The sequence below is a fragment of the Kosakonia sp. genome (assembly GCF_032104925.1).
Classification (GTDB): Bacteria; Pseudomonadota; Gammaproteobacteria; order Enterobacterales; family Enterobacteriaceae; genus Kosakonia.
This window is the reverse complement of record NZ_DAMCGF010000017.1, coordinates 15954-36999: the sequence shown is the minus strand read 5'-3', so window position 1 is coordinate 36999 and position 21046 is coordinate 15954. Positions and strand designations below refer to the sequence as shown.

General features: G+C 58.7%; 18 protein-coding genes. 13 read left to right on the top strand and 5 right to left on the bottom strand.

Features of this window, described 5'->3' with window-relative positions:
• The first annotated feature begins 243 nt into the window (after positions 1–243).
• Genes cysJ through cysH form a run of 3 tightly spaced genes read left to right on the top strand, consistent with a single transcriptional unit; the run spans position 244 to position 4550 of the window.
• On the top strand, positions 244–2049 hold the full coding sequence (cysJ, locus tag RT644_RS22315) for an NADPH-dependent assimilatory sulfite reductase flavoprotein subunit (RefSeq protein WP_313628160.1): 1806 nt from the start codon (positions 244–246) through the stop codon (positions 2047–2049).
• Positions 2049–3761: an assimilatory sulfite reductase (NADPH) hemoprotein subunit gene (gene cysI, locus RT644_RS22310; protein WP_313628158.1), complete on the top strand. Its 1713-nt coding sequence runs from the start codon at positions 2049–2051 to the stop codon at positions 3759–3761. Before cysJ ends, cysI begins: the two co-directional genes overlap by 1 nt.
• 54 nt (positions 3762–3815) lie before the next feature.
• Positions 3816–4550, top strand: coding sequence for a phosphoadenosine phosphosulfate reductase (cysH, locus tag RT644_RS22305; RefSeq protein ID WP_313628157.1), 735 nt, complete (start codon positions 3816–3818; stop codon positions 4548–4550).
• Between the two features lie 34 nt (positions 4551–4584).
• On the opposite strand, the gene hpxZ is transcribed toward cysH, so the two are convergent.
• From hpxZ to ggt, 4 genes are all read right to left on the bottom strand, one after another.
• The gene (gene hpxZ, locus RT644_RS22300) at positions 4585–4968 is read right to left on the bottom strand and encodes an oxalurate catabolism protein HpxZ (RefSeq protein ID WP_269231627.1); all 384 of its coding nucleotides are present in this window, start codon (positions 4966–4968) and stop codon (positions 4585–4587) included.
• Complete coding sequence (locus RT644_RS22295; protein ID WP_313628155.1) at positions 4965–6341, bottom strand: AtzE family amidohydrolase; 1377 nt, start codon at positions 6339–6341, stop codon at positions 4965–4967. Before RT644_RS22295 ends, hpxZ begins: the two co-directional genes overlap by 4 nt.
• Positions 6342–6539: 198 nt before the next feature.
• The gene (hpxX, locus tag RT644_RS22290; RefSeq protein ID WP_020456672.1) at positions 6540–6725 is read right to left on the bottom strand and encodes an oxalurate catabolism protein HpxX; all 186 of its coding nucleotides are present in this window, start codon (positions 6723–6725) and stop codon (positions 6540–6542) included.
• Between the two features lie 9 nt (positions 6726–6734).
• A complete protein-coding gene (ggt, locus tag RT644_RS22285; protein WP_313628153.1) occupies positions 6735–8318 on the bottom strand; it encodes a gamma-glutamyltransferase in 1584 nt (527 codons plus the stop codon).
• A gap of 117 nt (positions 8319–8435) precedes the next feature.
• Here ggt and RT644_RS22280 point away from each other — a divergent pair, with 117 nt between their 5' ends.
• The 10 genes from RT644_RS22280 (at position 8436) to RT644_RS22235 (ending at position 20238) form a co-directional block, all read left to right on the top strand.
• Positions 8436–9275, top strand: a complete 840-nt coding sequence (locus RT644_RS22280; RefSeq protein WP_020456674.1) for a MurR/RpiR family transcriptional regulator — start codon at positions 8436–8438, stop codon at positions 9273–9275.
• A gap of 202 nt (positions 9276–9477) precedes the next feature.
• Complete coding sequence (locus tag RT644_RS22275) at positions 9478–10716, top strand: alanine--glyoxylate aminotransferase family protein (RefSeq protein WP_313628151.1); 1239 nt, start codon at positions 9478–9480, stop codon at positions 10714–10716.
• Positions 10716–11966, top strand: a complete 1251-nt coding sequence (gene hpxK / locus RT644_RS22270; protein ID WP_313628149.1) for an allantoate amidohydrolase — start codon at positions 10716–10718, stop codon at positions 11964–11966. The genes RT644_RS22275 and hpxK overlap by 1 nt, the downstream gene beginning before the upstream one ends.
• Positions 11967–12469: 503 nt before the next feature.
• Complete coding sequence (locus tag RT644_RS22265; protein WP_017458765.1) at positions 12470–13186, top strand: FadR/GntR family transcriptional regulator; 717 nt, start codon at positions 12470–12472, stop codon at positions 13184–13186.
• Positions 13183–14196 carry an ABC transporter ATP-binding protein gene (locus RT644_RS22260; protein ID WP_045513264.1) on the top strand — a complete coding sequence of 338 codons (1014 nt, stop codon included), beginning with the start codon at positions 13183–13185 and terminating at the stop codon, positions 14194–14196. The genes RT644_RS22265 and RT644_RS22260 overlap by 4 nt, the downstream gene beginning before the upstream one ends.
• On the top strand, positions 14193–15260 hold the full coding sequence (locus RT644_RS22255; protein WP_097406356.1) for an ABC transporter ATP-binding protein: 1068 nt from the start codon (positions 14193–14195) through the stop codon (positions 15258–15260). The genes RT644_RS22260 and RT644_RS22255 overlap by 4 nt, the downstream gene beginning before the upstream one ends.
• A gap of 11 nt (positions 15261–15271) precedes the next feature.
• Positions 15272–16786 carry an ABC transporter substrate-binding protein gene (locus RT644_RS22250; RefSeq protein ID WP_313628145.1) on the top strand — a complete coding sequence of 505 codons (1515 nt, stop codon included), beginning with the start codon at positions 15272–15274 and terminating at the stop codon, positions 16784–16786.
• A 21-nt stretch (positions 16787–16807) separates the two neighbouring features.
• Positions 16808–17752 (top strand): ABC transporter permease, encoded by a 945-nt coding sequence (locus tag RT644_RS22245; protein WP_313628143.1) that lies wholly within the window; start codon positions 16808–16810, stop codon positions 17750–17752.
• Positions 17752–18627, top strand: a complete 876-nt coding sequence (locus tag RT644_RS22240; RefSeq protein WP_313628194.1) for an ABC transporter permease — start codon at positions 17752–17754, stop codon at positions 18625–18627. The genes RT644_RS22245 and RT644_RS22240 overlap by 1 nt, the downstream gene beginning before the upstream one ends.
• Positions 18628–18636: 9 nt before the next feature.
• Positions 18637–20238 (top strand): gamma-glutamyltransferase family protein, encoded by a 1602-nt coding sequence (locus tag RT644_RS22235; protein WP_097406353.1) that lies wholly within the window; start codon positions 18637–18639, stop codon positions 20236–20238.
• A 35-nt stretch (positions 20239–20273) separates the two neighbouring features.
• Here RT644_RS22235 and RT644_RS22230 read toward each other — a convergent pair whose 3' ends face one another.
• Complete coding sequence (locus RT644_RS22230; protein WP_020456683.1) at positions 20274–21044, bottom strand: amidohydrolase; 771 nt, start codon at positions 21042–21044, stop codon at positions 20274–20276.
• Positions 21045–21046: the final 2 nt, after the last annotated feature.

The window sequence follows — 21046 nt, the reverse complement described above, 5'->3', positions numbered from 1 at the left end:
GTTTTATTAATGTAATTCAATGAGTTATTTAACCTGTTTTAGTGTTATCAACTATAACTAAAACAGGTTAGTCCATTTGGTTATTTATTATTTCCAACCTTTCTTTAATTGTTATTATCCCCACCGTTAACCTTAGTTTCACTTCACTTTTTTAAAATTATATCCCCATGGATTTCGCGGCGTTGGCGCGTTCACAGGCTGCGCGAAAGACGAAAGGGAATTGCTACTGGAACAATACGACGCATGACGACCCAGGTCCCACCTTCCGCGTTGCTTCCGCTTAACCCGGAGCAACTGGCGCGCCTCCAGGCGGCCACCACTGATTTAACACCCACCCAGCTCGCCTGGGTTTCCGGCTATTTTTGGGGCGTGCTGAATCAGCAGCCAGCTGGCGCGGTTGCCGCTGCGACGTCGGTCGCAGAAGCGTCCTCTATTACGCTGATTTCCGCCTCGCAGACCGGTAACGCCCGCCGTGTAGCCGAAGCGCTGCGCGATGATTTATTGGCCGCGAAACTCAATGTTACGCTGGTCAACGCAGGCGACTACAAATTCAAACAGATCGCCAATGAAAAACTGCTGATCGTCGTTGCTTCAACGCAGGGTGAAGGCGAAGCGCCGGAAGAAGCTGTTGCGCTGCATAAGTTCCTGTTCTCGAAAAAAGCGCCAAAACTGGATGGCACCGCTTTTGCGGTCTTCGGTCTGGGTGACACCTCGTATGAGTTTTTCTGCCAGGCCGGGAAAGATTTTGACAGCAAACTGGCTGAGCTGGGTGCTGAACGTCTGCTGGATCGCGTCGATGCCGATGTGGAGTACCAGGCCGCCGCCGCAGAGTGGCGCGCCCGTGTGGTTGAAGTGCTGAAAGCCCGTGCGCCAGCCTCTTCGCCTGTGCAAGCTGCTGTTGCCGCCAGCGGTGCGGTGAATGAAATCGTCTCCAGCCCGTACACCAAAGAAGCACCGCTGAGTGCAAGCCTGTCGGTTAACCAGAAAATCACCGGGCGTAATTCAGAAAAAGATGTGCGTCACATCGAGATCGATTTGGGCGACTCCGGTCTGCGTTACCAGCCGGGCGATGCGCTCGGCGTCTGGTATCAGAACGATCCTGCGTTAGTCAAAGAGCTGGTTGAACTGCTGTGGCTGAAAGGTGATGAGCCCGTCACGGTCGATGGCAAAACCCTGCCGCTTGCCGAAGCGTTGCAGTGGCATTTCGAGTTGACGGTCAACACCGCCAATATCGTGGAAAATTACGCCACCCTGACGCGCAGCGAATCGTTGCTGCCGCTGGTCGGTGATAAAGCGCAGTTGCAGCACTACGCCGCGACCACGCCGATTGTCGACATGGTGCGTTTCTCTCCGGCGCAGCTGGATGCGGACGCGCTGATTGGCCTGCTGCGCCCGCTGACGCCGCGCCTTTACTCTATTGCCTCTTCGCAGGCAGAAGTGGAGAGTGAAGTACATATCACCGTTGGCGTGGTGCGTTATGACGTCGAAGGCCGTGCCCGCGCGGGCGGTGCTTCTAGCTTCCTCGCCGATCGCGTAGAAGAAGAGGGCGAAGTTCGCGTATTTATCGAGCATAACGATAACTTCCGTCTGCCGGCGAACCCGCAAACGCCGGTGATTATGATTGGGCCGGGCACCGGTATTGCGCCGTTCCGCGCCTTTATGCAGCAGCGCGCCGCCGATGAAGCGCCAGGCAAAAACTGGCTGTTCTTTGGCAACCCGCACTTTACCGAAGATTTCCTCTACCAGGTTGAGTGGCAGCGCTATGTGAAAGAGGGCGTGCTGAACCGCATCGATTTGGCCTGGTCCAGAGATCAAAAAGAAAAAGTTTACGTACAAGACAAACTGCGCGAACAGGGCGCGGAACTGTGGCGCTGGATCAACGACGGCGCGCACATTTATGTCTGCGGCGACGCCAATCGCATGGCGAAAGACGTTGAGCAGGCTTTACTGGATGTGATTGCCGAATTTGGTGGCATGGACACCGAAGCGGCGGATGAATTTTTAAGTGAGCTGCGCGTTGAGCGCCGTTATCAGCGAGATGTCTACTAATGAGCGAAAAACACCCCGGCCCACTGGTGGTCGAAGGCAAACTGACCGACGCCGAACGCATGAAACGCGAAAGCAACTACCTGCGCGGTACGATTGCGGAAGATTTGCATGACGGTCTGACCGGCGGCTTCAAAGGCGACAACTTTCTGCTGATCCGTTTTCACGGCATGTATCAGCAAGACGATCGCGATATCCGCGCCGAGCGTGCTGAGCAAAAGCTGGAGCCGCGCCACGCGATGATGCTGCGTTGCCGCCTGCCGGGCGGCGTTATCACCACCAAACAGTGGCAGGCGATTGATCAATTCGCCCATGACAACACCATTTACGGCAGCATCCGCCTGACCAACCGTCAGACGTTCCAGTTTCACGGCATTTTGAAGAAAAATGTGAAACCGGCGCACCAGATGCTGCACTCCGTTGGGCTGGACGCACTGGCGACCGCTAACGACATGAACCGTAACGTGCTTTGTACTTCGAACCCGTACGAATCTGAACTGCACGCTGAAGCCTACGAATGGGCGAAAAAGATCTCCGAACATTTGCTGCCGCGCACCCGAGCTTATGCCGAGATCTGGCTCGATCAGGAAAAAGTGGCCACCACGGATGAAGAGCCGATCTTAGGCCAGACTTACTTGCCGCGTAAGTTTAAAACTACGGTGGTTATTCCGCCGCAGAACGACATCGATCTGCACGCCAACGACATGAATTTCGTGGCGATTGCGGAAAACGGCAAGCTGGTGGGCTTTAACCTGCTGGTTGGCGGCGGTTTGTCGATCGAGCATGGTAACAAGAAAACTTACGCCCGCACGGCGAGCGAATTCGGTTATCTGCCGCTGGAGCACACGCTGGCGGTCGCGGAAGCGGTGGTTACGACGCAGCGCGACTGGGGCAACCGTACCGATCGTAAAAACGCCAAAACCAAATACACCCTTGAGCGCGTGGGCGTTGAAACCTTCAAAGCGGAAGTTGAACGCCGCGCCGGGATCAAATTTGAACCGATCCGTCCGTATGAGTTTACCGGTCGTGGCGATCGCATCGGTTGGGTGAAAGGCATCGATAATAAATGGCACCTGACGCTGTTTATTGAAAACGGCCGTATTCTGGATTACCCGGGACGACCGCTGAAAACCGGCTTGCTGGAAATTGCGAAGATCCACAAAGGCGAGTTCCGCATTACCGCTAACCAGAACCTGATCATCGCCGGTGTGCCGGAAAGCCAGAAAGCGAAGATCGAAAAACTGGCGCGCAGCCACGGGCTGATGGACGCGGTAAAACCGCAGCGCGAAAACTCCATGGCCTGTGTGTCATTCCCGACCTGCCCGCTGGCGATGGCGGAAGCCGAGCGTTTCCTGCCTTCGTTTGTCGATAAAGTCGAAGCGCTGATGGAAAAACACGGCGTGGGCGATGACCATATTGTGCTGCGTGTGACCGGCTGCCCGAACGGCTGCGGTCGTGCGATGCTGGCGGAGATCGGCCTGGTGGGTAAAGCGCCGGGACGCTATAACTTGCATATCGGCGGTAATCGCAGTGGTACACGCATTCCGCGCATGTACCGCGAAAACATTACTGAACCCGAAATCCTTGGTGCTATCGACGAACTGGTCGCACGCTGGGCGCACGAGCGTGAAGAGGGCGAAGGTTTTGGCGCCTTCACCATCCGCGCTGGAATTATCCGCCCGGTGCTCGATCCGGCGCGGGATTTCTGGGAATAACGCCTGATTCCTTCCTCCCCGATCGGGGAGGAAGAGGTGATAAGAGAGGTCAATATGTCCGTACTCGATCTGAACGCGCTAAACGAGCTGCCCAAAGTAGACCGCATACTGCAGCTTTCTGAAACCAACACGCAGCTTGAGAAACTCAGCGCTGAAGAGCGTGTCGCCTGGGCGCTGGAAAACCTGCCGGGTGAATATGTGCTCTCCTCAAGTTTTGGTATTCAGGCGGCGGTGAGCCTGCATCTGGTAAACCAGGTGCGTCCGGATATCCCGGTGATCCTCACCGATACCGGCTACCTGTTTCCGGAAACCTACCAGTTTATCGACGAGCTCACGGACAAGCTCAAGCTGAACCTGAAAATCTACCGCGCCGAGCAGAGCCCGGCCTGGCAGGAGGCGCGCTACGGCAAGCTGTGGGAGCAGGGCGTTGAAGGGATTGAAAAATACAATCACATCAACAAAGTTGAGCCGATGAACCGCGCGCTGGCCGAACTGAACGCGAAAACCTGGTTCGCCGGGCTGCGCCGCGAGCAATCCGGCAGCCGCGCCACATTGCCGGTGCTGGCAATTCAGCGCGGCGTGTTCAAAGTGCTGCCGATCATCGACTGGGATAACCGCACGGTCTACCAGTACCTGCAAAAACACGGGCTGAACTACCACCCGCTGTGGGATCAGGGCTACCTTTCGGTGGGCGACACGCATACCACCCGCAAATGGGAGCCAGGCATGGCAGAAGAAGAGACCCGCTTCTTTGGCCTGAAACGCGAATGCGGGCTGCATGAAGGTTAATGTTCTCCCTCTCCTTTACCGGAGAGGGCTGTTGTTACCCCATCACACTCACATGCGCCGCCACAATGCGCCAGCCCCACGGGAACTTCACCCAGGTCTGCATCTGGCGGCCAATTTTCTCGCTGTTTTCCCGCGTAAACTCGGTGCTCGCTACCGCCATATCATCGCCAAAAGTGGTGATAGTGGTATTGCGTAGCACGCGCTCAAGCCCGCTTGAGGGGCGAGCGTTGCGAAAATCGCGGATCGCGGCAATGCCGTACAGGTTTTCGGTGGCGCCGTAACGCACGGTGCGTGCGTCATCCCAGAACAACTCGTCCAGCACATTGATATCGTTGCTGATAAGCGCCTGCTCATAGCGGTAAAACGCGGTGGTCACTTCATTGAGGATCGCCGGGCGATCAACATTATCTCGGTTCATGCTGCATCCTGTGGAAAAAGAAGACCGGCCTGCTCCAGCCGCCATGCCGCCTGTAAACAGCGCGCTTCCTGCCAGGGCGCGCCAATAATCTGTACGCCTGTCGGTAAACCGCAGGCGGTTTTCAGCGCCACGGTGACCACCGGCAAGCCAAGAAAGGAGATTGGCTGCGTCAGCATCCCCATGCTTGCTTTTATGGGTAAATCGACACCATTGATATGCATGGTCTGTGCGCCAATCGGCGTGGCACAGCAAGGCGTTGCCGGGGCTAACAGCAGATCGACGTCATCGAATAGCGGCAATGTTTTGTCGCGAAACCAGGCGCGAAACCGCTGTGCCTGCGTGTACCAGGCCGAGGGCGTCATCGCGCCCGCCAGCAGGCGTTCGCGCGAGTTGGGTTCGAACGCGTCAGCGTCGGTGCGCAGGGCGGGTAAATAGTGGTTGCCGCCTTCCGCTGCCGACAGCAAAAAGGCCGCCGTTCGCGCCAGTTCCGCTTCCGGCAGCGTTATCGCATTGTCAGCATTCAGCGCTCGCGCGACACGGGCAACGGCCTTGCGCGCATCATCATCGCACCAGGTGGTGAAATACCCCTCCAGCACGGCGCAGCGCAGCCTGCTTTCCCCATGCAACTGCGGCAAGGCGGCATCACTGGCGCGATCGGACTGCCAGCGATCGTCGGGATCGGGCCCCTGCAAAGCGTCATACACCTGCGTTAAATCCTCAACGCTACGCGCCAGCGGGCCGATATGATCGAGGCTGGCGACAAACGGATGGCTACCGCTACGCGACAGACGGCCAAATGTCGGTTTCAGCCCGTTAATACCGCACAGGGAGGCGGGTACGCGGATTGATCCGTTGGTGTCACTACCGAGCGAAAAATTGACCATCCCCGCGGCGACAGCCGCCGCCGAACCGCCGGACGAGCCGCCCGCGATACGCTCTGGATCGCGTGGGTTGCGCGTTGCGCCGTAGTGGCTGTTTTCGGTGGTAAAACCATAGGCGTAGGCATCCATATTCAGCGCCCCGGCGAGCATCGCGCCCGCGCGCGTCAACTGGCGAAGTGCGAAGGCATCTTCCGTAGCTGGTGCCTGCTGGCTGAAGAGTTTCGCCCCGGCAAGCGTGGTGACACCTTCTACATCAAAGAGGTTTTTTACTCCATACGGCACGCCTGCTAGCGCGGGCAATGCTTCGCCCTTCGCGATTTGCCGGTCGATTTGCGCGGCCTCAGCCAGCATTCGCATAGCAGTGATGGCGGTGAAGGCGTTGATGCGCGGATTGTCGCGCTCAACGTGCGCCAGCGTCTGCTGCGCCAGCTCGCAGGCGCTGAAGGTTTTTTCCCGCAGACCGCGCCGGATATCAGCAATCGATAAATTCATAACCGGCACTCTCCTGTACCTTGCTGGCGATGCGCCAGTTCTCCGACGCTAAAGTTTTTCTCCCGCAGGTCGCGTCGGATATCAGCAATCGATAAATTCATAACCGGCACTCTCCTGTACCTTGCTGGCGATGCGCCAGTTCTCCGACGCTAAAGTTTTTCTCCCGCAGACCGCGTTGGATATCAGCAATCGATAAATTCATAACCGGTACTCTCCTGCGCCTTCCTGGCGGTGCGGCAGCGTAAAGGCCATCAGCGGTTGCGCCATCGCGGCGATTCTGGCGAGCTGGATTTCCAGTTCGGCGCGGCGTGCATCATCCAGCGGGACATCAAGCAGTTGTTCCATCAGTCGGATATAGGTCGGCCAGTCAAATGGTGTATTCATCATTGCTCCTTAAAACCCTGCTGCGCTGCCGTTACTGCGCGGATCGTAAGCCCCTTCCAGCATGCCGCTGGGGTGGCGCACAATCGCCCCTGCGTGCCCGGTGGCCTCGCTCATTCCCGGCAACCACTCAACGTCATGGCCCAGCGCGCGCAGCGCCTGAAATGTCTCTTCGCTAAAGCGTCCTTCCAGTTTCAGGCTATCGGAAAGCTGCCCCCACGTGCGGCCCAGCAACCAGCGCGGGGCGCAAACCGCCTCCTGCAACGGCATGCCCTGCATGACATGGCGGGTAAAAATAGCGGCCTGCGTTTGCGGCTGCCCGTCGCCGCCCATGGTGCCGTAAACCAGCGTGCGCCCGTCTTTCAGCCGCGCGGCGGCGGGGTTTAAGGTATGGAACGGCTGTTTGCCAGGCATCAGCGCCAGCAGATGCGCCGGATCGAGGCTAAAGGCCGCGCCACGGTTTTGCAGCAGCACGCCACTTTCCGGTAGCACCACGCCGCTGCCAAATTCGTGATAAATACTCTGGATAAACGACACCGCCAGCCCGTTTTTGTCGATAACTCCCATCCACACGGTATCGCCTGGCCCTTTCCCCTGACCCCAGGGCGCGGCGCGTTGCTCATCAATGCTGGCCGCCAGTTGCTCCAGCGGCGCTTGTTCCAGCAGGCTCTGTACCGGCAGCGTGACGTGGCGCGGATCGGTGATGTAGCGATCGCGCAGGGCGAAGGCTTTCTTGGTCGCTTCCACAATGCGGTGAATGGTCTGCACGTCGCTGGCCTGCGCCATCTCCAGATGGTCGGTAATGCCGAGGATGGCCAGCGATACCAGCCCCTGCGTCGGCGGCGTCATATTGAAAATTTCGCCCTGGCTATGGCTGAGCTTCAACGGCACGCGGCGCTGGGCGCGATGGTTCGCCAGATCCTGGGCGGTCACGGGCAAACCCAACACCTGCATTTCACGGGCGATCACCTGCGCCAGCGAGCCACGGTAAAAGCTCTCCAGCCCTTCGGTGGCAAGCTGGGTCAGCGTGCGGGCGAGTTTAGGCTGGCAAAAGCGGCTGCCGGCCAGTGGGGCGTTGCCTTGCGGTAAAAAGGTGTCTGCAAAACCGGGGATATCCACCAGTTCCGCATATTTACTTTGCGTAGCGCTGGCCTGCGACTGGGTCACCGGGATGCCGTCGGCGGCGTAGCGGATCGCATCGGCCAGTAACCGTGAGAGCGGAAGCTGCCCGCCACCGAGCGTGGCGGAGACCTTCAGCGCCTCATCCCAGCCGCTGAGCGTGCCGGGTACAGTCAGCGCAGCAAGCGTACCGCGATGGGGAATATGTGCGTGACCGGCATAAAATTCGCGCGTTGCGTGTTGTCCGGCCGCGCCGCTGGCGTCGATGGCGAGCGGTTCGCCTTCTGGCGGCACAATCAACCAGAAGCCATCGCCACCGATGCCGTTCATGTGCGGGTAGGCCACTGCAATGGTTGCCGCTGCCGCCACCATCGCTTCAATCGCGTCGCCGCCGTGGCGCAACACCGACAACGCCGATTCGCTGGCGAGATGGTGCGGTGTCACCGCCATGCCGGAGGGGGCCATATTACTTTGCATCGTCACGCTTCCTGTTTTTGCGGGTAAGTGCAGAACACTAAGCAAGAGCTGTTCCAGATTGACGACAGGCGTTTCACTGTGTCAGCTTAGCCTGAAACAAAAGTTGCAGGAGAAGCTATGCAGCAGCTGGATGAGCGTTTACGGGCGAGCTTTGACGAGCTATCCCCGCAGGAACAACGGGTTGCCTCGTTTATCATCGATCATTTCGACGATCTGGTGAGCTATAACAGCGCCGAGTTGGCGCGCTTGAGCGGGGTATCGAAAGCGACTGTCAGCCGCTTGTTTAAGCGCCTCGGCTACGATCGTTTCAAAGAGATGCGCGATGAACTGCGCACGCTGCGCCAGAGTGGTATGCCGTTGACCGAGAACCGCGACGCGGTGCAGGGCAACACACTGCTGGCGCGCCATTACAAGCAGGAGATGGCGAACCTGACGCTGTGGGTCAATACGCTGGATGCCGGGCAATTCGCCGAAATCGTCACCGCGCTTAATACCGCGAAGCGGGTTTTTATTTTGGGGCTGCGTAACAGCGCCCCTGTGGCGTTACACCTGCGCCAGCAGCTGCTGCAAAGCCGTGGTCAGGTGCTGCTGATGCCGCAGCCGGGGCAGACGCTGGCGGAAGAAGTGGTCGATATCACTCCGCAGGATATGGTGGTGGTGGTGGCGTTTCGCCGCCGCCCGCGCGTGGTGCGCCCGCTGTTGGCGGTGTTGCATCAGCAGGGCATTCCGCTGCTGGCAATCAGTGAGCCGCAGGCGGCCAGCATTAAGCCGCTGTGCCGCTGGCACATCGGTTTGCCGCTGGAGAGCGTCTCCGCGTTCGACAGCTACAGCAGCGCCATGAGCCTGGTTAATTTGCTGTCCAATGCCGTGCTGCACACCGCGCTGAGCGAAGGGCGTCAGCGCATTCACCACATCGCTTCCCTGTACGATGAACTGGATGAGCTTGAACACCGTTAATGCACCATAAAGGTGCTTTTGCACCATCCTGATGTGTTATGACGGGGCGTTAAGCGCTCCGTTTTCTTATGGTTTTTGGCATGAAATAGCGGCTATCCAGCGCTGGTGTCGTTTTTTTGTCTGTGGCACATTAGTTGCAGAAATTAATTCAAAGAATCTTTTGTTTCATATTTCACGCTGTCGCAGACTAAAGGACGCGCCCATGTTTGATTTCCAGCAGTTCCCGCAAATTAATCCACCTTCGCGCCTGTTGATGGGGCCGGGGCCAATCAACGCCGACCCGCGTGTTCTGCGGGCGATGGCGAGCCAGTTGATAGGGCAATACGATCCGGTGATGACCGGCTACATGAACGAAGTGATGGCGCTTTACCGCGAGGTGTTTCGCACGGAAAACCGCTGGACGATGCTGGTGGATGGCACCTCTCGCGCGGGTATTGAGGCGATCCTCGTTTCCGCCATTCGCCCTGGTGATAAGGTGCTGGTGCCGGTGTTTGGCCGTTTTGGTCATCTGCTGTGTGAAATTGCCCGCCGCTGCCGCGCTGAAGTCCACACCATCGAGGTGCCGTGGGGCGAGGTGTTTAGCCCGGATCGGATTGAAGATGCTATTGTTCGCATCAAGCCGCGCCTGCTGCTAACGGTACATGGCGATACCTCGACCACCATGCTGCAACCGCTGGAGCAATTAGGTGAGATTTGCCGCCGCCACGATGTGCTGTTTTATACCGACGCCACCGCTTCGCTCGGCGGTAACCAGTTAGAAAGCGATGCGTGGGGCCTGGATGCCGTTTCCGCCGGGTTGCAGAAGTGCCTTGGTGGCCCGTCCGGGAGTTCGCCCATTACCCTCAGCCCACGAATGGAAGCCGCCGTGCGGGCGCGCAAATGCGTAGAACAGGGCATTCGCACCGAGGCGCATCAGGACGGCGCACAGGAGATGATCTACTCCAACTATTTCGATCTCGGCATGGTGATGGATTACTGGGGGCCGGAACGTCTGAATCACCACACGGAAGCGACCAGCATGCTGTTCGCCGCCCGCGAATGCGCGCGCATTATGCTCGAAGAGGGGATGGATAAGCTGATTGCGCGCCACGAACTGCACGGGCGCGCGCTGCTGGCGGGCATCCAGGGCATGGGGCTGGAGGTGTTTGGCGATATCCGGCACAAGATGAACAACGTCCTCGGCGTACAAATCCCGCGGGAAGTGCATGGCGAAGAGGTGCGTAAACGTCTGCTGGATGATTTCCATATTGAAATTGGCACCTCGTTTGGCCCGCTGCAGGGCAAGATCTGGCGTATCGGCACCATGGGCTATAACGCGCGCAAAGATTGCGTGCTGCAAACGCTGACCGCGCTGGAAGCGGTGTTGAACCGGCTGGGTTTTCGCACCATCCAGGGAGCGGGTATGCAGGCGGCATGGGATATTTACGAAGGAGTCAGTTAATGATGACACCTTTCGATGCCGCACAAGCCGCCAGCCGGGTTATGCAGCGCTGTGACGCGCTGGCGCAAATCAGCGAAACGCCGGGTCAGCTTACCCGTGTTTATCTCTCGCCCCAGCATTTGCAGGCAAATGCGCTGGTTGCCGGGTGGATGCAGCAGGCGGGGATGCGCACCTGGCAGGATGCGGTCGGCAACATTTTTGGCCGTTACGAAGGTATCGAAGCGGGAGGCCAGGCGCTGCTGCTCGGTTCGCATCTTGATACTGTGCGCGATGCCGGGCGTTACGACGGTATGCTTGGTGTACTGGCGGCGATTGAAGTTGTTGATGGCCTGAATCGGGCTAACCTGCGCGGCAGGCAGGCGATCGAGATTGTCGGTTTTGCGGACGAAGAGGGCACAAGATTTAACATCGCGCTGCTGGGTAGCCGTGGGCTGACCGGCAGCTGGCCACAAGCGTGGCTGGCCTGTGAAGATGCGCAGGGTATCAGCGTGGCACAGGCGCTGGAACAGGCCGGGTTGGATGCGGCGCAGATTGCTACGGCGCAGCGCCCGGTCGGGGATTTTTCCGCCTATCTGGAGCTGCATATTGAACAGGGACCGGTGCTGGAAGACGCGGATCTGGCGCTCGGCGTGGTCACGGCCATCAATGGTGCGCGGCGTCTTAGCTGCCGTTTTACCGGTGAGGCCGGGCACGCCGGTACGGTGCCGATGCGTCATCGCCGTGATGCGCTGACCGCTGCCGCCGAATGGATACAGGTTATCGAACAGGCAACGATCGAGGCTGGCCCGGAGATGGTTGCCACCGTTGGCACATTGCAATGCGAACCCGGCGCGGTGAATGTGATCCCCGGCGCAGTTGGGCTTACGCTCGATATCCGTAGCCCGCACGATGATAAGCGCGAAGCGTTGCTCAACCACTTGCTGGATGAAGCCACCCGCATCGCCCGGCAACGCAGGCTTGAGTTCCGCCACGACATTTTTTACACCATCGCCGCCACGCCGTGTGATATGCCACTGCGTGAAGAGCTGGCCGATGCGGTACACACCGTGCAGGGGAAGGTTTTATCTCTGCCGAGTGGGGCAGGACATGATGCTATCGCCATTGCGGAGCGCTGGCCTTCCGCCATGCTGTTTGTGCGTTGTTATAAAGGCATCAGCCATCACCCGGCGGAAAGCGTGGCCTGTAGCGATGTCGCCCAGGCGCTGCGCGCCCTGAGCCTTGCGGTAGGAAGGCTTATTCACGCGGCGTAGCGTCAAGCTGTTACCACCGTGTCAGCGTGCGGTTATCGGGGTTAACGGTAAAAATATCAGCCTGCCATTCTGTTCGGGCGCACCTGAACCGTGGCCGTTGTGATAGTGAATTCGCCATGCTGATAACAGGCCGGGCTGGCAGGCGCGGCAGGTTGTGCTGGTTTCTGTCTTCGACGTAGTGATTGAGAACGGGTCATTTCGCCTCCTCATCACTACGTCCCTGTCGTGTTCAGGTCGTTCCCCCTTTGGTTTCTTTCTTCCCTTTTAGTGCATGGTTTGCACGCTAACTGTGCATTTCATCGCCTGCATCCGCAGGTGCCTGCTACCTCCTGTGCGTTAGCCAAAAAATAAACATTAATAAATCAAAGTATTAACAAAAATTTATCGAACCAATGCCGTATTGGTTCGCGAATTGCTTAGTAAATAACGAGGCGTACAGACGACATGATAACTAACTGTCTGTAATTAAATAAAAAGATAACGCGAAACGCGGATGAACCAATATGGAAAAACCGTCACGCTATCTGGCAAATTCCAGTACGGCGCTGGAACAACTTCGTGGGCTAATTCACCAGCATGAGTCAACACCAGGGACTCCTCTGCCCACGGAACGTGAACTGGCGGAAAACTTAGGCGTCGGGCGACGCGAAGTGCGGCGCGCGCTGGACGTGCTGGAAGAGGAGGGGCGGATCTGGCGCAAACAGGGCAAAGGCACCTTTATTGGCCCTGCGGCACCGGTTGCACCTCTTGCACTACAGGGACTGGTGCAACAAACCAATATGCTGGAAGTGATGGAAGCCCGACTGCAAATTGAGCCCGGTCTTGCGCGGCTGGCGGCACTTCGCGCCAGCCCGGAAAATCTGGCGCTGATGCAGCGCATGCTGGAACGCATCGACAACGTTAACCCGGATGATCCGGATCTGAATGAGCTGTGGGACAGCGCTTTTCACCGGGCTATCGCCGAGGCGGCAGGAAACCGTCTGATGCTCGGTCTTTTTGACACGCTTGACGCGGTGCGGCGCGAACCTGCCTGGCACCATCTGCGGGAACTGGCGCGAACGCCAGCGAAAGTGGATCGCTACAACGATCACCACCACCGCATCATGATTGCCATTCGCCAGCGCCAGCCGCATGAGGCGGCGACGGCGATGCGCGAACACCTGCTCGATCTGCAACATGCGCTGATCCAGGCCATTCATCTTGAGGACGATACCCCATGACGACGATCCCGTTTAAAGAGGCTGCGCCGGTGCTGCGTCTGCATAACCTGGAAGTGCAGTTTGCTGGCAGCCCGGTGAGCGTACTGGACAGGATTTCGCTCTCTGTCAAAAGTGGAGAAACGCTGGCGCTGGTCGGTGAGTCCGGCTGCGGCAAAAGCATTACCTCGCTGGCACTGATGGGGCTGCTGCCCGCCAGTGCGCAGATCCTTGGCGGTGAGATGCAGTTTCGCGGGCGTAACTTGCGCCAGCTCACTGCGCGCGAATATGCCGACCTGCGCGGTAACGAACTGGCGATGATTTTTCAGGAACCGATGACCTCGCTCAACCCGGCATTTACGCTCGGCGACCAGCTCAGCGAAGCGGTTATACGCCACCAGAACGTGTCGGCGAATGCGGCGCGCGAGGCGGCGCTCCACATTCTGGAAAAAGTGCAGATCCCGGCAGCGGAAATGCGCCTGAAAGCGTATCCGCACCAGCTTTCCGGCGGTATGCGCCAGCGCGTGATGATCGCGATGGCACTCATCAACAAGCCGCGCCTGTTAATTGCCGACGAACCGACAACCGCACTGGATGTAACAATTCAGGCGCAGATCCTCGCGCTGCTCAACACCCTGAAAGCCGAAACCGGCACGGCGGTATTGATGATCACCCACGATCTCGGTGTGGTGGCGGAAGTGGCGCAGCAGGTGGCGGTGATGTACGCCGGACAAGTAGTGGAGCAGGGCAGCGTGGAGGCGATTTTTGCCGACCCACAGCACCCGTACACTATTGGTCTTATGGGATCGATTCCCTCGCTGGGGGCGCGCAAAGGGCAACTGTCGACCATTCCCGGCGCGGTGCCGTTACCGGAAGCGATGCCGCAAGGCTGCCGTTTCGCCACCCGTTGCCCGTTTGCCCAGGCACGCTGCCAGCAGCAAAAACCCCCACTGACACCGCAAGGGAAAGGCCATCTGGTGGCCTGTTTCCGTGTGCCACTTGAACAGCACATCGCGCTGGGAGAAACCGCATGAGCACGCCGATCCTCGAAGCTTTCGACCTGAGCAAACGTTTTGCCGGGCCAACCCGCTTGTTCGCGCCAAAACGTTATGTCACGGCGGTGGATCGTATTTCCCTGGCGGTTTATCCCGGCGAAACGCTGGCGATTGTGGGGGAGTCCGGTTCAGGAAAATCGACGCTTGGTCGCCTGCTATTGCGTTTGCTGGCAGCGTCCGAAGGGCGCGTTTACTACCAGGGAGAGGAGATCACCCATGCCAGCGGCGCGCGATTAAACCAGCTTCGGCGCGAGCTGCAAATTATCTTTCAGGATCCGTTTGCTTCGCTCAACCCGCGTATGACGGTAGAGCAGATTGTTGGTGAGCCGTTGTGGTTGCACCAGAAAATCGGTAAAGCGGAACGACAGGCACGCGTTGCCGAGCTGCTTGGCACCGTGGGTCTGCCTGCGGCGTGGGCCAGACGCTACCCGCATGAGTTTTCCGGCGGCCAGCGCCAGCGTATTGGCATTGCCCGCGCGCTGGCTTCCGGGCCGAAATTGCTGCTTGGCGATGAACCCGTTTCCGCACTGGATGTGTCGGTGCAAGCGCAGGTGGTCAATCTGCTGGAGACGCTGAAACAGCAGCTTGGTTTAACCATGATCATCGTCGCGCACGGGCTGGCGGTGATCCGCCATATGAGCGACCGCGTGGCGGTGATGTACCTTGGGCAAATTGTGGAAATGGCAACGGTGGATGAGATCTTCGATGCGCCGTTGCATCCCTACACCCAGGCGCTGATGGCGTCTGCTCCGCAACCGCAGCCCGGCATTGTGCGCGAAACGCCGCTGTTGCAGGGTGATTTACCCAATCCCGCAAGCCCGCCGCAGGGCTGCCGTTTTCATACCCGCTGCCCGTTTGCGACAGACGAGTGCCAGCAACGTGAGCCCATCACACAGGTACTCGACGGCGGTCGCCAGGTCTCTTGTCATCGCTGGCAGGAGATTAACCGCGACCGCAGCGTGATTCAGATTGCTCCCCCCTCAGCCGCGTTCTTGCGCCGTCGCGCGCTGTTTGAACACGCGGCCTCTCACTCCTCCCCTTAAAGGAAACAATAATGATGATGCGAAATTCGCTTTTGACCGTTCTGGGAAGTGTCATGTTGCTGGGCGCGGCACTACCTGCCCAGGCTGAAAGTGTGCTGCGCGTGGGTCTTGGCGCGGATCCTGATATGCTCGATCCGCACCTGGCGCGTACTTACTATGGCCGTTTTGTCTTCGCTTCACTGTGCGATCGGCTGGTGGACGTGGATGAAAACCTGAAAGTGGTGCCCGGGCTGGCGAAGGCCTGGTCGTGGAGCGAGGATGGCAAAACCCTGACCATGGATCTGCGTGAGGGCGTGACCTTCCACGATGGCGAGAAGTTTGACGCCGCTGCGGCGAAATTCAGTCTCGATCGTGCGCTGACGCTGCCTGGTTCGCTGCGAAAAAGTGAAATCTCCTCTATCGAGTCGGTGGAGGTCAGCGGACCGCTGCAAATTAAGTTGCATTTGAAAACGCCGGACTCGGCGTTGCTGATGCAGTTAACCGATCGCGCCGGCGCGATTCTGGCCCCCGTGGCGGCGAAGAAAGCGGATTTTGCCGCCCACCCGGTCTGTTCCGGTCCGTATAAATTCGACAGCCGCGTCTCACAAGACCGCATTGTGTTGTCGCGTTTTGATAACTACTGGAACAAAGGTGCGTACCACTTCGACAAAGTTATCTACCTGCCGATCCCGGATGCCTCGGTGCGACTGGCGAACCTGCGTGCGGGTGATCTCGATCTGACCGAAGGGATCGCCGCCAGCGATGTGAAAACCGTAGAGGCCGACAACAAACTTCACCTGGCGAAAGTGACAGGGCTGGGGTATCAGGGCATCACGTTTAATATCAATAACGGCAACGTCCCGGCCAACGATCCGTTCAAAGATGCGCGCGTGCGTGAGGCGTTCTCGCTGGCGATAGATCGCGATGCACTCAACCAGGTGGTATTCGAAGGGTTATACGCCCCGGCGAACCAGGCGTTTTCGCCAGTCAGCCCGTATCACGTCAAATTGCCGGTGCCCCCGCGCGATGTGGAAAAAGCCAAAGCGCTGCTGCAAGCCGCAGGGGTGAAGACGCCGATCACCGTCTCACTGCTGGTGCCGAACAACCCGACGTCACAACAAGTGGGCCAGGTGTTGCAGGCGATGACCGCCGAAGCCGGTTTCAATGTCAATCTGCAGATGACGGAATTCGCCACCCTGCTGGACAGGCAGCAAAGCGGCAATTTTCAGCTTAGCTACTCCGGCTGGTCTGGTCGCCCCGATCCCGATGGCAGCATCTTCGGCTTCATTAATAGCAAAGGGACGCTTAACGATGGTCGTTACAGCAACCCGCAGGTCGATGAGTGGCTGACGCAGGCGCGTTTGCACAACGATCCGGCAACTCGTCAGGCGTTGTATGAAAAGGTCGTGAAGCAGTTGCAAACCGATATGCCGATTGCCTACCTCTACTTTGAACCGCGCCTGTTTGGTATGAACAAAAAAGTGCAGGGCTTTAAACCTTACCCGGACGGCATTGTGCGTCTGGCGGGTCTGTCGCTCGCCAACTAAACGGCGTCGCCTGGAGAAACCATGCTGGAATTGATTTGCAAACGCCTGCTGCTCGCCGTTCCGACCTTGCTGCTGGTCAGCATGATGGTGTTCGGGCTGCAAAAGCTGCTACCCGGCGATCCGCTCACCGCGATGCTGGGCGAGGAGCGCGATCCGGCGGTCATCGCCCAGTTGCGCGCGGAGCTGAACCTGGATGCGCCGATTCCGGTGCAATATTTTCACTGGCTAACCCGCGCATTGCAGGGCGATCTTGGCGTCTCACTGCGTACGCAGGAGCCGGTCACGCACCTGATTGCCACCAAGCTGCCGGTGACGCTTGAGATGTCGCTACTGGCGATGGTTATTGCGCTGCTGTTCGGCATCAGCATGGGCATTCTGGCGGCGGTGAACAGGAATAGCTGGATCGATCACGGCGCTAATTTTGTGGCGATATCCGGCATTTCGGTGCCGCATTTCTGGCTGGGGATCCTGTTGATCCTCATCTTTTCCGTCAACCTGCAATGGCTGCCGGCGTCTGGTTTTGTGCCATTTAGTGAAGATCCATTGCAGAACTTGCGCACGCTGTTGTTGCCCGCGCTGGTGCTGGGAACGGGGCTGGCGGCGACGTTAATGCGCCATACTCGCGCGTCGATGATTGCGGTGCTGAAAGCGGATTATATTCGCACCGCACGCGCGAAGGGGTTGCTGCCAAAAGCGGTGATCATGAAGCATGCGTTTCGTAATGCGCTGGTGCCGGTGATCACCCTGACCACGCTGCTGTTTGGCGAGCTGCTGGGGGGCGCGGTGCTGACTGAGCAGGTGTTTACCATTCCCGGTTTCGGCAAGATGATTGTCGATTCGGTGTTCAACCGTGACTACGCGGTGGTGCAGGGTGTCGTGCTGGTGGTGGCAATCGGTTTTCTCGCGCTGAACCAGCTGGCGGATGTGCTGTATGTGTTAATCAACCCGAAAATGCGGAGTGAATGATGGCAGAACTGTCCACCACCGGCGTGGCGGCATCGCTGCCGCGTACGGAAAACCGGGTACTGAAAAAATTCCTCGCTAACCGTAGCGCGGTGATTGGCGCGATGATTGTCGGCGTGTTTGTGCTGATTGCGCTGTTCGCGCCGTGGATCGCGCCGTTTGACCCGGTCAAAGCGAACTTTCTGGCAGTACGCAAACCGCCGTCGGAGCTTTACTGGTTCGGCACCGATGAGCTGGGGCGCGATATTTTCTCGCGCATGATCTGGGGGGCGCGCACTTCACTGCTGGCGGGGTGTGTGTCGGTGGTGATCGCCGTGGTGATTGGCGTACCCCTCGGTTTGCTGGCAGGTTACTTCCAGGGCGTCTGGGATGGGGTGATTTCCCGCGTTATCGAAGCGCTGCTCGCCTGTCCGTTTCTGATTATGGCCATTGCACTGGGGGCGTTTCTTGGCCCCAGCCTGACCAATGCGATGATCGCCATTGGCTTGTCGGCGATGCCCATCTTTGCCCGCCTGACGCGCGGCCAGGTGATCGCGATTCGCAACGAAGAGTATATCGACGGCGCGCGGGCGATTGGTCTGCCGGATCGCTGGATCATCCTGCGCTACGTGTTGCCGAATGTGATGTCGCCGATCCTCGTGCAGGCCACGCTGGCGATCGCTTCGGCGATCATTACCGAAGCGAGCCTGTCGTTTCTCGGCCTTGGCCAGCAGCCGCCCTATCCGTCGTGGGGGGCAATGCTGAACACCGCGAAAGGCTTTCTGGAACAGGCTCCCTGGATGTCTATTTTCCCCGGCGTAACCATCTTTCTGACCGTGCAGGGATTTAATTTACTCGGCGACGGGCTGCGCGACGCGCTTGATCCGCGCCACGACTAAGGAGTTCTGATGACAAAAGCGATTGATTTCAATGTAAATTACGCCTCACATCGCGCGCCGATGATTGGCCGCAACGCGGTTGCCACCTCACAGCCGCTGGCGGCGCAGGCCGGGATGCGTATGCTCGCACTCGGTGGTAACGCGGTGGATGCGGCGATTGCCACCGCGATGGCGCTCACCGTCGTTGAACCGACCGGCTGCGGGATCGGCAGCGATGCCTTTGCTATTGTCTGGGATGGCACGCAATTACACGGATTGAATGCTTCCGGGCGTTCGCCCGCGAGCTGGCATGCGGATATGTTCGCCGGGAAAACGGCAGTGCCAGAACTGGGCTGGGATGCCGTCACCGTGCCGGGTGCGGTATCAGGTTGGGTGGCGCTGGCGGAACGTTTTGCCACACTGCCGCTGACCACGCTGGCGCAACCGGCCATTGAGTATGCGCGCCACGGTTTTCCCGTCTCGCCGCTGATTGGTCACTTGTGGCAGCGCGGCTATAACAAACTCAAAGATCAGCCAGGCTTTAGCGCCTGCTTTGCACCTGAAGGGCGCGCGCCGAAGATCGGTGAAATTTTCCGTAATCCGGCGCAGGCGCGCACGCTGGAGTTGATTGCGCAGACTAACGGTGAAGCCTTCTATCGCGGTGAGCTGGCCCAGAAGATTGCCGCATTCGCCAAAGCACACGGTGCGCACCTCAGCGAGGCTGACCTGGCGAACCATAAAGCCGATTGGGTCACGTTGCTGTCGCGTGAGTTCGCCGGCGGTTCCGTGCAGGAGTTACCGCCGAACGGGCAGGGGATCGCCACGCTGATTGCGCTCGGCATTCTTGAGCAGTGCGATATGGGGCGTTATCACCCGGATTCTGTGCAGTCGCTGCACCTTGCCATTGAAGCCATGAAGCTGGCTTTGGCCGACCTTGACCGCTATGTTGCCGATGACGCACACCTGGAGTTTGCCGCCGAACTGCTGCTCAGTGACGACTATCTGAAGTCGCGTGCGGCGCTGATCGACCCCGATAAGGCGTCTGATTTTGTCTATGGCGCACCGACGCAAAGCGGCACGGTTTATCTTTCTACCGCTGATGCCAGCGGCATGATGGTGTCGTTTATTCAGTCCAACTTTATGGGTTTTGGCTCCGGCGTTGTGGTGCCGGACACCGGCATCAGCCTGCAAAATCGGGGCTGCGGTTTTGTGCTTGATCCAAAACACCCGAATGCACTGGCGGGCAGCAAGCGCCCGTTCCACACCATTATTCCCGGTTTTGCGATGGGGGCAGACGGTAAACCGCTAATGTCGTTTGGCGTGATGGGCGGGCCGATGCAGGCGCAGGGACATATGCAGATGGCGCTGCGCATTATGTTGCATGGGCAAAACCCGCAGGCGGCGATTGATGCGCCGCGCTGGCGCGTGATTCAGGGGCGCGAAGTGGCGCTGGAATCAAGCTTTGATCGCAACGTGATCGCGGCGCTGCGTGAGCGCGGGCATGTGATAACGGTAGAAGATCCGCTGGCTGGCTATAACTTTGGCGGCGCGCAGGTCATTTACCGGATGCCGGAAGGCCACTATGTCGCAGCGACCGAAAGCCGCAAAGACGGACAGGCGTTAGTGAGTTGATGAGCCCCCTCTCCCGGCGGGGAGAGGGGATCGTCTTACCCCAGCGTAAAGGGATCGGCATCCTGCCAGGCGGGAAACTTCTCGCGGTACTCCCGTAACGCGCTGAGTGACAGCTCGGCGTCAATGCGCGTCGCCTGGTGCGGCTCGGCGGTGGCGATGATTTCGCCCTGTGGGCTGATAACCCGGCTGTCGCCACGATAGTGATGACCGTTGCCATCGGTGCCGACGCGGTTGCAGCCCGCCACCCAGGCGAGGTTCTCAATCGCGCGGGCCACCAGCAGTGATTGCCAGTGCAGCGAGCGCGGCGCTGGCCAGTTGGCAACATAAAGCAGCAGATCGTAATCATTGCGGTTGCGCGACCACACCGGAAAGCGCAGGTCGTAACAGACCAGCGGCAGAATACGCCAGCCGCGCCACTCAAACACCACGCGCTCGTTACCCGCTTCGTAATGGTGGTGCTCATCGGCCATGCGGAACAGATGGCGTTTATCGTAGAAGTGCACTTTGCCTTCCGGTTCGACGAGCAGAAAGCGGTTGACCGGCCCGCGTTCGGTTTGCAGCGCAGCGCTACCGGCGATCAGCGCCTTGGTCTGTTGGGCTTTATCCCGCATCCAGGCGATGACCTCATCTTGCGGCATGGATTGTTTCGCCGCCTCCATGGCAAAACCGGTGGTGAACATTTCCGGCAGCACAATCACATCACGCCCGGTGACGTCTTCTAACTGGATATCGAAATGGCGCAGGTTAGCGGGGCCATCCATCCAGACTAACGGTTGTTGTAACAGCGTAATTTTTAAACCAGGCACAA

Coding starts and splice junctions, on each gene's coding strand:
- cysJ (WP_313628160.1), top strand. CDS start 244: ATGACGACCCAGGTCCCACCTTCCGCGTTGCTTCCGCTTAACCCGGAG.
- cysI (WP_313628158.1), top strand. CDS start 2,049: ATGAGCGAAAAACACCCCGGCCCACTGGTGGTCGAAGGCAAACTGACC.
- cysH (WP_313628157.1), top strand. CDS start 3,816: ATGTCCGTACTCGATCTGAACGCGCTAAACGAGCTGCCCAAAGTAGAC.
- hpxZ (WP_269231627.1), bottom strand. CDS start 4,968: ATGAACCGAGATAATGTTGATCGCCCGGCGATCCTCAATGAAGTGACC.
- RT644_RS22295 (WP_313628155.1), bottom strand. CDS start 6,341: ATGAATTTATCGATTGCTGATATCCGGCGCGGTCTGCGGGAAAAAACC.
- hpxX (WP_020456672.1), bottom strand. CDS start 6,725: ATGAATACACCATTTGACTGGCCGACCTATATCCGACTGATGGAACAA.
- ggt (WP_313628153.1), bottom strand. CDS start 8,318: ATGCAAAGTAATATGGCCCCCTCCGGCATGGCGGTGACACCGCACCAT.
- RT644_RS22280 (WP_020456674.1), top strand. CDS start 8,436: ATGCAGCAGCTGGATGAGCGTTTACGGGCGAGCTTTGACGAGCTATCC.
- RT644_RS22275 (WP_313628151.1), top strand. CDS start 9,478: ATGTTTGATTTCCAGCAGTTCCCGCAAATTAATCCACCTTCGCGCCTG.
- hpxK (WP_313628149.1), top strand. CDS start 10,716: ATGATGACACCTTTCGATGCCGCACAAGCCGCCAGCCGGGTTATGCAG.
- RT644_RS22265 (WP_017458765.1), top strand. CDS start 12,470: ATGGAAAAACCGTCACGCTATCTGGCAAATTCCAGTACGGCGCTGGAA.
- RT644_RS22260 (WP_045513264.1), top strand. CDS start 13,183: ATGACGACGATCCCGTTTAAAGAGGCTGCGCCGGTGCTGCGTCTGCAT.
- RT644_RS22255 (WP_097406356.1), top strand. CDS start 14,193: ATGAGCACGCCGATCCTCGAAGCTTTCGACCTGAGCAAACGTTTTGCC.
- RT644_RS22250 (WP_313628145.1), top strand. CDS start 15,272: ATGATGATGCGAAATTCGCTTTTGACCGTTCTGGGAAGTGTCATGTTG.
- RT644_RS22245 (WP_313628143.1), top strand. CDS start 16,808: ATGCTGGAATTGATTTGCAAACGCCTGCTGCTCGCCGTTCCGACCTTG.
- RT644_RS22240 (WP_313628194.1), top strand. CDS start 17,752: ATGGCAGAACTGTCCACCACCGGCGTGGCGGCATCGCTGCCGCGTACG.
- RT644_RS22235 (WP_097406353.1), top strand. CDS start 18,637: ATGACAAAAGCGATTGATTTCAATGTAAATTACGCCTCACATCGCGCG.